The organism is Pseudomonas koreensis (assembly GCF_024169245.1).
Lineage (GTDB): Bacteria > Pseudomonadota > Gammaproteobacteria > Pseudomonadales > Pseudomonadaceae > Aquipseudomonas > Aquipseudomonas koreensis_F.
Genome location: NZ_JALJWP010000001.1, coordinates 948,709 through 961,853 on the forward strand (window position 1 = coordinate 948,709; position 13,145 = coordinate 961,853).

The 13,145-nt window shown below is 60.0% G+C and carries 14 protein-coding genes; 4 read left to right on the top strand and 10 right to left on the bottom strand.

Annotated features, from left to right (window positions below; all coding sequences use genetic code 11):
• Window positions 1–17 precede the first annotated feature (17 nt).
• On the bottom strand, window positions 18–431 hold the full coding sequence (locus tag J2Y90_RS04425; RefSeq protein ID WP_253496918.1) for a DUF2269 family protein: 414 nt from the start codon (window positions 429–431) through the stop codon (window positions 18–20).
• A gap of 41 nt (window positions 432–472) precedes the next feature.
• On the bottom strand, window positions 473–1,987 hold the full coding sequence (gene ilvA, locus J2Y90_RS04430; RefSeq protein ID WP_024014702.1) for a threonine ammonia-lyase, biosynthetic: 1,515 nt from the start codon (window positions 1,985–1,987) through the stop codon (window positions 473–475).
• A gap of 146 nt (window positions 1,988–2,133) precedes the next feature.
• Here ilvA and rpiA point away from each other — a divergent pair, with 146 nt between their 5' ends.
• Complete coding sequence (rpiA, locus tag J2Y90_RS04435; protein WP_007913886.1) at window positions 2,134–2,808, top strand: ribose-5-phosphate isomerase RpiA; 675 nt, start codon at window positions 2,134–2,136, stop codon at window positions 2,806–2,808.
• Window positions 2,809–2,941: 133 nt separating this feature from the next.
• Here rpiA and J2Y90_RS04440 read toward each other — a convergent pair whose 3' ends face one another.
• The 4 genes from J2Y90_RS04440 to J2Y90_RS04455 all read right to left on the bottom strand — a co-directional run bounded on the left by J2Y90_RS04440 (window position 2,942) and on the right by J2Y90_RS04455 (window position 7,344).
• Complete coding sequence (locus J2Y90_RS04440) at window positions 2,942–3,859, bottom strand: SdiA-regulated domain-containing protein (RefSeq protein WP_253496921.1); 918 nt, start codon at window positions 3,857–3,859, stop codon at window positions 2,942–2,944.
• Between the two features lie 195 nt (window positions 3,860–4,054).
• Window positions 4,055–4,978 (bottom strand): SdiA-regulated domain-containing protein, encoded by a 924-nt coding sequence (locus tag J2Y90_RS04445; protein ID WP_253496924.1) that lies wholly within the window; start codon window positions 4,976–4,978, stop codon window positions 4,055–4,057.
• A 264-nt stretch (window positions 4,979–5,242) separates the two neighbouring features.
• Window positions 5,243–5,908: a fumarylacetoacetate hydrolase family protein gene (locus J2Y90_RS04450; protein WP_253496927.1), complete on the bottom strand. Its 666-nt coding sequence runs from the start codon at window positions 5,906–5,908 to the stop codon at window positions 5,243–5,245.
• Window positions 5,909–5,949: 41 nt separating this feature from the next.
• The gene (locus J2Y90_RS04455) at window positions 5,950–7,344 is read right to left on the bottom strand and encodes an FAD-binding oxidoreductase (protein WP_253496930.1); all 1,395 of its coding nucleotides are present in this window, start codon (window positions 7,342–7,344) and stop codon (window positions 5,950–5,952) included.
• 205 nt (window positions 7,345–7,549) lie between these two features.
• Between J2Y90_RS04455 and serA the strand changes: the two genes are divergently transcribed.
• Window positions 7,550–8,779 carry a phosphoglycerate dehydrogenase gene (serA, locus tag J2Y90_RS04460; protein ID WP_024014707.1) on the top strand — a complete coding sequence of 410 codons (1,230 nt, stop codon included), beginning with the start codon at window positions 7,550–7,552 and terminating at the stop codon, window positions 8,777–8,779.
• A gap of 50 nt (window positions 8,780–8,829) precedes the next feature.
• On the opposite strand, the gene J2Y90_RS04465 is transcribed toward serA, so the two are convergent.
• Window positions 8,830–9,255 (bottom strand): DUF4399 domain-containing protein, encoded by a 426-nt coding sequence (locus J2Y90_RS04465; RefSeq protein WP_039757489.1) that lies wholly within the window; start codon window positions 9,253–9,255, stop codon window positions 8,830–8,832.
• 135 nt (window positions 9,256–9,390) lie between these two features.
• Between J2Y90_RS04465 and J2Y90_RS04470 the strand changes: the two genes are divergently transcribed.
• Complete coding sequence (locus tag J2Y90_RS04470; protein WP_253496933.1) at window positions 9,391–9,960, top strand: transporter substrate-binding domain-containing protein; 570 nt, start codon at window positions 9,391–9,393, stop codon at window positions 9,958–9,960.
• Between the two features lie 117 nt (window positions 9,961–10,077).
• Here the strand turns inward: J2Y90_RS04470 and J2Y90_RS04475 are convergent, their stop codons facing one another.
• Both J2Y90_RS04475 and J2Y90_RS04480 read right to left on the bottom strand, forming a co-directional pair.
• Window positions 10,078–10,563: a DUF523 domain-containing protein gene (locus J2Y90_RS04475; RefSeq protein WP_253496936.1), complete on the bottom strand. Its 486-nt coding sequence runs from the start codon at window positions 10,561–10,563 to the stop codon at window positions 10,078–10,080.
• Window positions 10,564–10,565: 2 nt separating this feature from the next.
• Window positions 10,566–11,198 (bottom strand): 2OG-Fe(II) oxygenase, encoded by a 633-nt coding sequence (locus tag J2Y90_RS04480; protein ID WP_064364708.1) that lies wholly within the window; start codon window positions 11,196–11,198, stop codon window positions 10,566–10,568.
• 108 nt (window positions 11,199–11,306) lie between these two features.
• On the opposite strand from J2Y90_RS04480, the gene J2Y90_RS04485 reads away from it, so the two are divergent.
• Complete coding sequence (locus J2Y90_RS04485) at window positions 11,307–12,041, top strand: DUF2059 domain-containing protein (RefSeq protein ID WP_130900339.1); 735 nt, start codon at window positions 11,307–11,309, stop codon at window positions 12,039–12,041.
• 90 nt (window positions 12,042–12,131) lie between these two features.
• On the opposite strand, the gene J2Y90_RS04490 is transcribed toward J2Y90_RS04485, so the two are convergent.
• Window positions 12,132–13,079, bottom strand: coding sequence for an alpha/beta hydrolase (locus tag J2Y90_RS04490; RefSeq protein ID WP_253496939.1), 948 nt, complete (start codon window positions 13,077–13,079; stop codon window positions 12,132–12,134).
• Window positions 13,080–13,145 lie beyond the last annotated feature (66 nt).

The following is a 13,145-nucleotide window of genomic DNA, read 5'->3' on the forward strand; positions in this document are numbered from 1 at the left end:
CGACTCGGTACCAGGCCTTAAACCGGCTTCGCCCCCATCAACCCCGCTATGGCGACAAACCCGACGCCGCTGACAATCGCCAGCGCCAGAGTGAAATTGCGGTTACCCACACCTGTTGTCCAAAGCCGATCAAGCCGAACCAGCAGCCAGACCGCACTGAACATGGCCACGGCATAGATCACGCTGGACCCCAGAATCCACAATTGCCCCAACGGCCAGCCAACCAGGTGCACCAGCCACCAACCGGTGAACGGCATGCTGAGCATGCCGATCAGCATCAGGCACCAGATAAACAGCCACGGACGGCGCATCGTACTGGCCGGGCCTTCGCTGCGATTACGCCAGGTCAGCGCGGCGAGCCCCAGCCCGCTCGCGAGAATGACCACGGTCGCCGCGACGTGAAGGACTTTCAGGGTGGTCAGGGTTTCCATGTCGTTCTCTTCCGTAGGTCCAAGCCCATCAGCGTAGCCGCTCAGCCGAGAAACAGCTGATAGGCCGGATTGTCGCTTTCGTCCCAGTATGGGTAGCCGATTTCCGCCAGCGCCGCCGGCACCAGATGACGCTCGTCATGGGGCACTTGCAGGCCGGCGACCACGCGGCCGTCCGCCGCGCCGTGGTTGCGATAGTGGAACATCGAGATGTTCCAGCGCCCGCCGAGCTTGTTGAGGAAGTTGAACAGCGCGCCCGGGCGCTCAGGGAATTCGAAACGCAGCACCACTTCATCAACCACCTGCGCGGCGCGGCCACCGACCATGTGGCGGATGTGCAGCTTGGCCAGTTCATTGTCGGTCAGGTCGATGACCGGGAAACCCTGCTCGGTCAGGCTCGCCAGCAGGGCGCTGCGCGGGTCGTTGTCCGGGTGGGTCTGCACGCCAACAAAGATGTGCGCTTCGCTGCCGGTGTTGTAGCGGTAGTTGAATTCGGTGATCTGGCGCTTGCCGATGGCTTCGCAGAATGCCTTGAAGCTGCCGGCCTGCTCGGGAATGGTCACGGCGATGATCGCCTCGCGACCTTCGCCCAGCTCGGCGCGCTCGGCAACATGGCGCAAGCGGTCGAAATTGACGTTGGCACCAGAGTCGATGGCGACGAATGTCTGGCCGCTGACGCCGCGCTGCTCGACGTATTTCTTGATCCCTGCCACGCCCAACGCCCCGGCAGGTTCAGTGATCGAGCGGGTATCGTCGTAGATATCCTTGATTGCCGCACAAATCTCGTCGGTGCTGACAGTGATCACTTCATCGACGTAATCCTTGCAGATCTCGAAGGTGTACTGGCCGATCTGCGCCACCGCCACGCCGTCGGCGAAGATCCCCACCGTCGGCAGGACCACGCGCTCGCCCGCCGCCATCGCTGCCTGCAGGCAGTTGGAATCGTCCGGCTCGACGCCAATCACCTTGATGTCGGGCCGCAGGTATTTCACGTACGCCGCAATACCGGCGATCAGCCCGCCGCCGCCGACCGGGACGAAAATCGCGTCCAGCGGCTGCGGGTGCTGACGCAGGATTTCCATGGCCACGGTGCCCTGCCCGGCAATGGTGTGCGGATCGTCGTACGGATGGATGTAGACGTAGCCTTTTTCATCCACCAGTTTCAGCGAATAGGCCAGCGCTTCCGGGAACGAATCGCCGTGCAGCACCACTTTGCCGCCGCGCGAACGCACGCCTTCGACTTTGATTTCCGGGGTGGTCTTCGGCATGACGATGGTGGCTTTGACGCCCAGCACTTTCGCCGCCAGAGCCAGACCCTGCGCATGATTGCCCGCCGACGCGGTGACCACGCCACGGGCGCGCTCTTCGTCGCTCAGTTGGGTCAGCTTGTTGTAGGCGCCGCGAATCTTGAACGAAAACACCGGCTGCAAGTCTTCGCGCTTGAGCCAGATGTCATTGCCCAGCCGCTCGGAGAGCTGGCGGGCGTTCTGCAGCGGGGTTTCAACGGCAACGTCATAAACGCGCGAGGTGAGGATCTTTTTGACGTACTGTTCGAGCATCGGAAAGCATCACTGAGCGGTTGGGCGGGACCGGGGAGTCTAACCCGCCTTTTGCCGATGCGACCACACGAATCCAGAGGTTTTAGCCACGCTTGGGGCTATAATGCCGGCCTTTCTGCCCACCCCTTGCCCGCTTCGGAGCCCGCATGACCCAGGATCAACTCAAACAGGCCGTGGCCCAGGCCGCCGTCGACTTCATCCTGCCGAAACTCGACGACAAGAGCATCGTCGGCGTCGGCACCGGCTCCACTGCCAACTGCTTCATCGATGCCCTGGCCCAGCACAAGGGCGCGTTCGACGGCGCGGTCGCCAGCTCCGAAGCCACCGCCGCGCGTCTGAAAGGCCACGGGATTCCGGTGTACGAGCTGAACACTGTCAGCGATCTGGAGTTCTACGTCGACGGCGCCGATGAAAGCGATGCGCACCTGAACCTGATCAAGGGCGGCGGCGCGGCCCTGACCCGCGAGAAGATCGTCGCCGCCGTGGCCAAGACCTTCATCTGCATCGCCGACGCCAGCAAACTGGTGCCGGTGCTCGGTGAGTTCCCGCTGCCGGTGGAAGTGATCCCGATGGCCCGCAGCCACGTTGCCCGCCAACTGGTCAAACTCGGTGGCGACCCGGTGTATCGCGAAGGCGTGCTGACCGACAACGGCAACATCATCCTCGACGTGTTCAACCTGCAGATCACCAACCCGGTGGAGCTGGAAGCGCAGATCAACGCCATCGTCGGCGTGGTCACCAACGGCCTGTTCGCTGCGCGCCCGGCGGATCTGTTGCTGCTGGGCACGAGTGAAGGTGTGAAGACCCTGAAGGCTGAGTAAATATTCTTCAGGCGCTGAAATCCCCCTGTAGGAGTGAGCCTGCTCGCGATAGCGGTCTGTCAGTTGATATTAATGTTGACTGACAGACCGCTATCGCGAGCAGGCTCACTCCTACAGGGTTTTGTGGTGATGGTTAGTCTGAAGTTGGCTTCTTGAAGACGTAAAACAGATTCGGCTCACTCACCAGATACAACGTGCCGTCATCATCCATCGCAATCCCCTCCGCCTGCGGTACGGTTTTCTGCAAACCCTGGCGTCCGCCGCTGATCGACATGGTGCTCAACGGGCGGCCGTCGACATCCAGTTCGATAATCAAGCGCGACTCGTCCGACAGTGCCAGCAAGTGCCCGCTGCGTTCGTCGTACTGCAGACTCGACAGGTCACGCACGAACATGCCGGCATCGCGCTTGGGGTTGTTGATCACGTGCACCGCGTAGGTCTTGTCCGGTTTGAAATGCGGAAAACCGTGGACCTCATAGATCAGCATCGGGTCGCGCTCTTTCGCCACGAACAGGCGTTTGCCCACCGAATCGTAAGCCAGCCCCTCGAAACCCTTGTTGCTGGCCATGTGCACACCGAGGGTCATCTGCTCGGCATCTTCGGCATCGAGGAACGTGGTGTCGGCGTCGAGGTGGATCTTGATCAGACGTTGCTGGCGCTCGTCGGTGATCACGTAAGTGTCGGCGCTGATGTACTCGACCGCTTCAGGATCGCCGAACCCGACCAAAGCAATGCGCCGCAGGATCTTGCCTTCCAGCGACAGTTCGATCAGTTCGGAATTCTTGTTGGTCACGGTGAACAGGCTTTTGCGCACCGGATCGTAGGTCAGCGCCGAGACGTCATCGTCGAGCCCCTCGATCGGCCGCGCCTCGATCATCACCCGATATTGATCCAGACCGATCGCCTCGCTGCTCAACGGCTGCCACAGGGTGTGCAGGTTGAACCAGGCGCGCTCGAACAGGCGCAGGTACTGGCCGAGCGCGAGCAACGCGATCAGAGCAATCAACAACAGGACAAGAATCAACGGTTTGGGACGGGCAAGTTGACGCATTCAGGCAGGCTCGGATTCAAGACAGGCCGATGAAATATCACGCCCGTCTGAATTGAAGCTTAATGGCCACTTGCCTCAGACCACAAGCCAACCCCCGTAGGAGCTGCCGCAGGCTGCGATCTTTTGACTTTGATTTTGACTTTCACAAGCAAGATCAAAAGATCGCAGCCTGCTACAGCTCCTACAGGGAAGGCATCACCGGTGCTTTTCGAAGCGATAGAACAGGTTCGGTTCGCTGACCATGTACAGCGTGCCGTCTTCGTCCATGGTCAGGCCTTCGGCGCGGGGAATGGTGTCTTTCAGACCGTTGAAATTGCCAAGCAGAGTCATGAAGCTGACTTGCTCGCCCTTCTCGTCCAGTTCCAGCAAAAGGTGCGAATCGGCAGAAAGCACCAACAGATGGCCAGTGCGTGGGTCGACCGCCAGCGCCGAGAGGTTGCGAATGTCGAGCTCGTCACTGGCCAGTTTCTGCTTGTCGCCAGTCAGTGTCTGACTGCCATCGCTTTTCCAGGTGAACAAGGCTGGCGGGCGTTCTTCGCCCAAAATCAGCTGCTGATTGCGCGGATCCCAGGTGATGGCTTCAAAAGCCTTGTTCTGGTCTTTTGACGGTCCGAGGTCGTATTTCGGAAAGTCGGCAATGTTCAGCTCGCGGGTACCGGCGTCGACCTTGACGATCGACAGCGTGTGCTGGCGCTCATCGACAATCGCCATCAGGCCGTTTTCCATGACTGTCAGGCCTTCGGGATTGCTCCAGCCCACCAGCGGCATCTTGCGCAGCACCTCGCCCTGCAGTGTCAGCTCAGCGAGGAACGGATTTTTGCCCATCACCGAAAACAGGGTTTTGGTCTGCGGGTTGTAAGCCAGGTCGGAAGCTTCGTCCTTCTCCATGCCCGGCAACGGTTTGGCATCGATCACCACCTGATAGTCCGGCAGCCACACGCTCTCTTTCTGCTCGGCCTTGCTCTCGAAGCGCTCCAGCACCCACAGCACACCACGATCATCCCAGTGCATGGCGAACGCCAGCCCATAGGCTGCTGCGATGGCCAGCAACAGCCAGACATACCAGCGCAGAGCGAAGCGGGAACGATGGGTAGTTTTTTGCTGAGTTTGAGATGACATCAAAGGACGCGTTCCGAAAATTCAGGCCAAAGGTAATAGCACAAAGAGGCCGGCTGAGACGCCGCAATCGCGGAAATTATCCAGAGAGGATGTGAAAAAAACGGGAAATGGCGGGATTGGCGTGTGCGTATATCAGCAGCAACGCAAAACGAATGTAGGAGTAAGCCTGCTCGCGATAGCGGTTTATCAGTCGAAATATGCATTGACTGGTAGACCGCTATCGCGAGCAGGCTCACTCCTACAAGGGGATTTTCGGTGTTGCGGTTAGCGCACGCTGCTGCTGAAGCGGCTCGCCCCCGGCAGTTCAAGAACGATCTCATCGCCAACGTTCAACGGGCCGACGCCCACCGGCGTGCCGGTGAGGATGACGTCGCCGGCCTGCAGCGAGAAGCAGCCGGCCATGTGCTGGATCATCGGCACGATCGGATTGAGCATCGCGCTGCTGTTGCCGTCCTGGCGCACTTCGCCGTTGATGGTCAGGCGAATGCCGATGTCGGTCAGGTCAGCGAAGGTGCTGCCAACCACGAACGGGGCGATCACTGCCGCGCCGTCGAACGACTTGGCGATTTCCCACGGCAGGCCTTTGGACTTGAGCTCGGCCTGCTTGTCGCGCAGGGTCAGGTCCAGCGCCGGGGCGAAACCGGAGATCGCATCGAGGACTTCTTCGCGGCTTGGTTTGGTCGACAGCGGTTTGCCGATCAACACAGCGATTTCCGCTTCGTAGTGCACCGAACCACGCTCAGTCGGAATGCTGAAACCGCCTTCCAGCGGCACCACGCAACTGCCCGGCTTGATGAACAGCAGCGGCTCGGTCGGCACCGGGTTGTCCAGTTCCTTGGCGTGTTCGGCGTAATTGCGGCCAATGCACACGACTTTCCCGATCGGGAAGTGAATGCGCGTGCCGTCGACGTACTGGTGCTGATAGCTCATTTACCGACTCCTGCCTTCATTGATTCAACAGAGATTACCGATCAAACCGGGAAAATCTTCCCCGGGTTCATGATGCCGTTCGGGTCGAACACTGCCTTGACCGCTTTCATATACTCGATCTCCGCCGGCGAGCGGCTGTAGGTCAGGTAATCACGCTTGGTCATGCCTACGCCGTGTTCGGCCGAGATCGAGCCGTTGTACTTCTCGACGGTTTCGAACACCCACTTGTTGACGGTGGCGCACTTGGCAAAGAACTCGTCCTTGCTCAGGTTCTCCGGCTTGAGAATGTTCAAGTGCAGGTTGCCGTCGCCGATGTGGCCGAACCAGACGATTTCGAAATCCGGGTAGTGCTCGCCAACGATCGCATCGATCTCGCGCAGGAACGCCGGCACCTTGGAAACCGTAACCGAGATGTCGTTCTTGTACGGCGTCCAGTGCGAGATGGTTTCAGAAATGTACTCGCGCAGCTTCCACAGGTTCTGCAATTGGGTTTCGCTCTGGCTCATCACACCGTCGAGTACCCAGCCCTGCTCAACGCAGTGCTCGAAGGTTTCCAGCGCGCTGTTGGCCACTTCTTCGGTGGTCGCTTCGAATTCCAGCAGGGCGTAGAACGGGCAGTCGGTTTCGAACGGCGCCGGCACATCGCCACGGCCCATGACCTTGGCGAGAGCCTTGTCGGAGAAGAATTCGAATGCGGTCAGGTCGAGCTTGCCCTGGAAGGCGTGCAGCACCGGCATGATCGAGTCGAAATCGGCGGTTCCGAGGACCATCGCGGTGAGATTCTTCGGCGCGCGATCAAGGCGCATGGTCGCTTCGACGACGAAACCGAGAGTACCTTCTGCGCCGATAAACAGCTGACGCAGGTCGTAACCGGTGGCGTTCTTGATCAGGTCCTTGTTCAGTTCGAGCACATCGCCCTTGCCGGTGACGACCTTCATGCCGGCCACCCAGTTGCGGGTCATGCCGTAGCGAATCACTTTGATCCCGCCGGCATTGGTGCCGATGTTGCCGCCAATCTGGCTGGAACCCGCCGACGCAAAGTCGACCGGGTAGTACAGGCCGTTTTCTTCGGCGACGTTCTGCAAATGTTCGGTGACCACACCCGGCTGGCACACGGCGGTGCGGTCGGTGAGGTTCACGTCGAGAATCTGGTTCATGTAATCGAACGACACCACCACTTCGCCATTGGCCGCCACCGCAGCGGCGGACAGCCCGGTACGCCCGCCGGATGGCACCAGTGCGACCTTGTGGGTGTTGGCCCAACGGACCACGGCCTGCACTTGTTCGATGGTCTTGGGAAACACGATGGCGCTCGGCGCCGGCGCAAAGTGCTTGGTCCAATCCTTGCCGTAAGCATTCAGGGAGTCGGCGTCGGTGAGGACTTTGCCAGGCTCAACCAGGGTCTTCAGTTCATCAATCAGCGCAGGATTGGTCATCGACAGAACTCTCGAACAATTCATGGTCATCCTGAGAACGCTTCACGTCGCAGGAATGAGTGTTTAGCGGGGTGGCTATGCTAGCATACCGACCCCGCAGGACAGTGCCCAAGGCCAGATCCGCGGTGACGGCTTTGTTGCCGTGCGGGTCAGCTCCAGGCTGCTCCCTCCCTGCCATTTTTCTCCGGGATACAGGTTTACGCAGATGAGCAAGACTTCTCTCGATAAGAGCAAGATCAAGTTCCTTCTTCTCGAAGGCGTCCACCAATCGGCTGTCGACGTCCTCAAGGCGGCGGGCTACACCAGCATCGAATACCTGACTGGTTCCTTGCCGGAAGCCCAGCTCAAGGAAAAGATCGCTGACGCTCACTTCATCGGCATTCGCTCGCGCACACAACTGACCGAAGAGATCTTCGATCACGCGAAGAAACTGGTCGCGGTCGGCTGTTTCTGCATCGGCACCAACCAGGTTGACCTCAGTGCGGCCCGCGAGCGCGGTATCGCCGTGTTCAACGCGCCGTACTCCAACACCCGTTCCGTAGCGGAACTGGTACTGGCCGAAGCGATCCTGCTGCTGCGCGGCATCCCTGAGAAAAATGCCTCCTGCCACCGTGGCGGCTGGATCAAGTCCGCCGCCAACTCGTTCGAGATCCGTGGCAAGAAGCTGGGCATCGTCGGCTACGGCTCGATCGGCACGCAGCTGTCGGTTCTGGCCGAAGGTCTGGGCATGCAGGTGTTCTTCTATGACACCGTGACCAAGCTGCCGCTGGGCAACGCTACCCAGGTCAACAACCTGCATGAGCTGCTGGGCATGTCCGACATCGTCACCCTGCACGTGCCGGAAACCGCGGCGACCCAGTGGATGATCGGCGAGAAGGAAATCCGCGCCATCAAGAAGGGCGGCATCCTGATCAACGCTGCACGCGGCACCGTGGTCGAGCTGGACGCCCTGGCGGACGCGATCAAGGACAAGCACCTGATCGGCGCGGCCATCGACGTATTCCCGGTGGAGCCACGCTCCAACGACGAAGAGTTCGAAAGCCCGCTGCGTGGCCTCGACAACGTGATCCTGACTCCGCACATCGGTGGCTCGACTGCCGAGGCGCAAGCCAACATCGGTCTGGAAGTGGCGGAAAAACTGGTCAAGTACAGCGACAACGGTACTTCGGTGTCGTCGGTCAACTTCCCGGAAGTGGCCCTGCCGGCTCACCCTGGCAAGCACCGCCTGCTGCACATCCACGAGAACATCCCGGGTGTGATGAGCGAGATCAACAAGGTCTTCGCCGAAAACGGCATCAACATCTCCGGTCAGTTCCTGCAGACCAACGAGAAGGTCGGCTACGTGGTGATCGACGTCGACGCCGAATACTCGGAATTGGCGCAAGAGAAACTGCAACACGTCAACGGTACTATCCGTAGTCGAGTGCTGTTCTAAGCACAGCGTTCTTAGCGCAAGAAAAAGGGAGCCCCAAAGGGCTCCCTTTTTTATTTCACGTTAACCGTGATTTTTTCCGAAACGATCGATGGGTCGAACGGCATGTGGCCGCTGTCGCCAAGAATCAGTTGCAAGGTGTGCTTGCCAGGGGCCAGTTTGATCGTGGCCTCGGTCTGGGCCTTGCCGAAATGCATGTGGTGCGCGTCAGTCGGGATCGGCGCGCCTTCGGCCGGCAGGTCGTCGACGTCGATCAGCAGATGATGGTGGCCGGTGTTCTTGGTGGTGTCACCCGCCGGGGCCAGCGCGATGTTCTTGACGCCGAACTTGACTTTGAATTCCTGCGAGACGGTGGCGCCGTCCTCGGGAGAAACGATGAACACTTCAGCATCCTTGGGAGCCGGCGTCGCCGCACTGGCCAGCACCGAAACACCCATCAGCACACCGGCCAACGCTGCACGTGACATAAAGCTTTTCATTTTCTTCTCCAGTTTTTCCGTAAAATCCGCACGGTCATGACAACTTCATGACCATTCGTTGTCGAAGGCACTCGACAACCATAGCAAAGCGAGCCTGAATCAGAGCGTCGCGATAATGATTTCAAAGGAGTGACCATGCGCTTGCTGCCTGGCCTGATCTGCCTGCTACCCCTTCTGAGCCCGCTGGCTCACGCCGAACTGATTGATGACGTCAACGACCGTGGCGAGCTGCGCATAGCCCTTGAGGCTAATACACCGCCCTTCAATTACAAGGAAGGCGACACACTCACAGGGTTCGAGGTCGAGCTTGGGCAACTTCTGGCCAAGGAGCTGGATGTACGCGCCGACTTCATCGTCACCGACGAGGGCGATCTGCTCCAGGGCGTTGAAAGCGGCAAGTACGACGTCGCGCTCAACCACATAGCACTGACACCCGAACTCAAGGATCGTTTCGACTTCAGCGAGCCGTACGGCGAGGTCGACGGGCAACTTCTGGCGAAGAAGGACGATGCGCCGCGGCCGATGGTGCTGGTGCAGGCATTGACCGAAGAGAAGCCGAAAGCGGCGGCGCCGGTGGAACTGGCGATTCCGTTTCAGAAAGGTAATCCGGCGTTTCAGGCCAGTCTCAAGAGCGCGATGCAGCGGATCAAAGACGACGGACGGCTAGCGGCGCTGTCGAAGAAGTGGTTCACCGAAACCAAGTGAACATAAAACCTGTAGGAGTGAGCCTGCTCGCGATAGCGGTTCGTCAGTCGAGTAATCATTAACTGACCCACCGCTATCGCGAGCAGGCTCACTCCTACATAAGATCGCGGCGGTCTGTTAGATAAGTGCTGCCAGGGCCTGCGCGGCTTGCGGCAGCTCAAGCTCACTGAACACCCGAACCCCATGACGCTTGAGCAACGCCGCCGTCACCCCTTCGCCACTGACCTTGACCCCACTGAACGTCCCGTCATAGGTCAGCAGATTCCCGCAAGAAGGGCTGTTGGCCTTGAGCACCGCCACCCGAATGCCGTGCTTTTGCACCAGCTCCAGCGCTTGGCGCGCACCTTCGAGAAACTGCGCACTGACATCCTCGCCTTCGGTAGTGATGACAGCAGCTTTGCCATCGAGCACCTCTCCGCCCTGCCCGCCGGGAATCTCCGCCGCCGCCCTCGGCGTCGGCAAACCACCGGCCACTTCCGGACACAACGGCACTACCCGGCCTTCTTCGATCCACTGCTCAAGCAGATCAAACGGGCCACTCGCGCCACCGTCATAACGCACGCGATGGCCCAACAGGCAGCGGCTGACGAGAATCTTTTCCATGCTCAGAACGGCTCGTTGCCACGGCGACGAAACCATCCGGTCAGCGACAGCCGTTCGCGATGGGCCGGCAGTACTTCGTGGGGTACTTCGCCGGAGAGAAACACCACCAGGCAGCCGCCGGTAGGTTGCACATCGTGCACACGCTCATCGTTCAAGTACATGCGCAACTGGCCGCCGTCCTCCGGCAGCCAGGCGTCGTTGAGGTAGATCACTGCCGACACCATGCGCCGGTCGTCATCGCGAAAGCGGTCGACGTGCTTGCGATAGAACGCGCCGGGCGGGTACAGGGCGAAATGACATTCGAAATCTTCCAGGCCCAGAAACAGCCCACGATTGAGCGCCTCGCGCAGACTGTCCATCAGGCTCAGGTAGCGGTCAGTGGCGTCGGCCTGGCCGGGGTCGATCCACTGAATGTGATCGCCACGAATACCTTCACGAATCTCCGAAAACGGCCCGCGCCCGACCGCCGCTGGCGCAAGTTCGCCCTCGGCTTCACGTTTACGGCACTCGGCCGCCAGCGCCCGGGTCAGATCGGCGGGCAGGAAGATGTTCTGCTGCGACCAGCCGTGTTCGGCCAGGTCGTCGACAATGCGTAACAGCAGCGGGTGTTCAGAGGATATCGGCATGGCGCGCATAGTATGCCGACGGCAATAAATCCGACAGAGCCACGCAGCGGCTTGCTACGAATTCTCGACAAGTACCGGCACCGCACGGAGAATAGTCCGCTGCTGACAGGAGTCCCTATGCGCCGTTTGCTTTTTTCACTGTTGATGTTCTGCGTATTGCCCGCCTGGGCGGACGGCTTTGATCAGTTGTACAAGGTCGCCGGCTGGCCAGAACAACGCGCGCATTTCAACGATGCCCTGAGCGCCGCCCAGCAGCGCTATCAGAACAGCCTGCCGCCTGCGGTGTTTCAAGCACTGGTCAACAACAGCAACCAGCGGTTCGCCGCGCAGGCCATGGATCAACGCGCCGAAGCGCAACTGCGGCAGAAACTCGCCGATCCGAAACCGGCGCTGACCTTTTTCCAGTCACCACTGGGCAAGAAAATCGTCGCCGCCGAACTGCTGGCGACCCGCCGCGATCAACTGGCGAAAAATGCCCAGGGCCTGCCAAAAATGCAGGCGAGCGACAGTCGTTTGCTGATCATCGGCCACTTGGCGCAAGCCCTGCCGGCCCGTGAGGCTGGCGCCGAGGTCAGTCTGGCGATTGCCGGCGTGGCGGCGGACAGTTTGAGTTCGATGATTCCGGGATTGCTCGGTGGCGGTCAGGCGCAGGGCATGTTGAACGGCCAGCGCCAGCGCCTGATGGATCAGATCGGCGCCGATCTGAATAACACGCTGCTCTACGTCTATCGCGATTTGTCGGATGAAGAGCTGGAAGAATTTGCGACGTTTGCCGAGTCGACCGAGGGCAAGGCTTACTATCAGGCGGCGCTGGCGGCGATTCGGGCGGGGTTGGCGGTCGGCCAACCTTAAAGATCGCAGCCTTCGGCAGCTCCTACATTGAAACGCGTCCCCCTGTAGGAGCTGCCGAAGGCTGCGATCTTTTGATCTTGCCTTAACGGTTCAGAGATTCCGGCCCCTGATCCGCTTGCTCAAAAACTCGAAATACTCCTCACGCATCTCCGCCGTTTCATTGGCCAGATGATGCCGCGCCTCGGCCAGCAGCAGAATCTGCGGGCGGTCGAACTTCCATTTCAACACCTGCAGATTGTGCTGCCAGTCGACGGTCATGTCCGCCTGCCCCTGAATGATCAGCGGTCGTCGCGGGCTTTTTTTCGCGTGCTCGACGCGGATGATCCAGCGCGACAACGCGCCCACCCACTTCGTCGGCAGACGCCGAGGCTGTAACGGATCAGCCTGCAGAAACGGCAGAAAGTCCGGATCGTTGGAATTTACGCTGAAGCGCCGCGCGACGCCGCGAACAAATGGCCGCAGCAGGTAATAACTCAACTGCGACCAGCCCCAGGCCCGTGGTCGCACCAGCGGTGCCAGCAGAATCACCTGCCCCTGCGCCGGGCTGTTCTCGCCATGGTTGAGCAGGTGATCGACGACAATCGCACCACCGGTGCTCTGCCCGCACAAATGCCACGGCTGCGGCAGCGCGATCGAATGGGCTTCGGCAAACAGCGCTTGCAGCATGTGCTGATATTCAGCGAAATCGCGGATGCTCGCCCGTGGCCCGCTCGACAGCCCATGCCCCGGCAAGTCGCAGGCAATCACGGCGAAATCCTGATCCAGCGCCCACTCGATCACATGCCGGTACAGGCCGATGTGATCGTAGTAACCGTGCAGCAGAAACAGCGTCGCCTTGACCTTCTCCGGCCACCAGCAATGGCTGACCAACTCGTAGCCATCGACTTCGAAACGACCCATGCCGCGCCACACATCGCGCTCGGCGAAGTCGGTCTTGTAGAAGCGCTGATAAGCCTTCGCCTCATCCGATAACGGCTGCCACTCGGCCAACGGCTTGAGGCTCGCGCGTAAATGATCAGGGTCGAAAGTATCAGGCATGCGGACATTCCAAAGCGGTTAACGGACTTTATCGGCCTGCGATATTCATCTGTCGTGCCAGACATG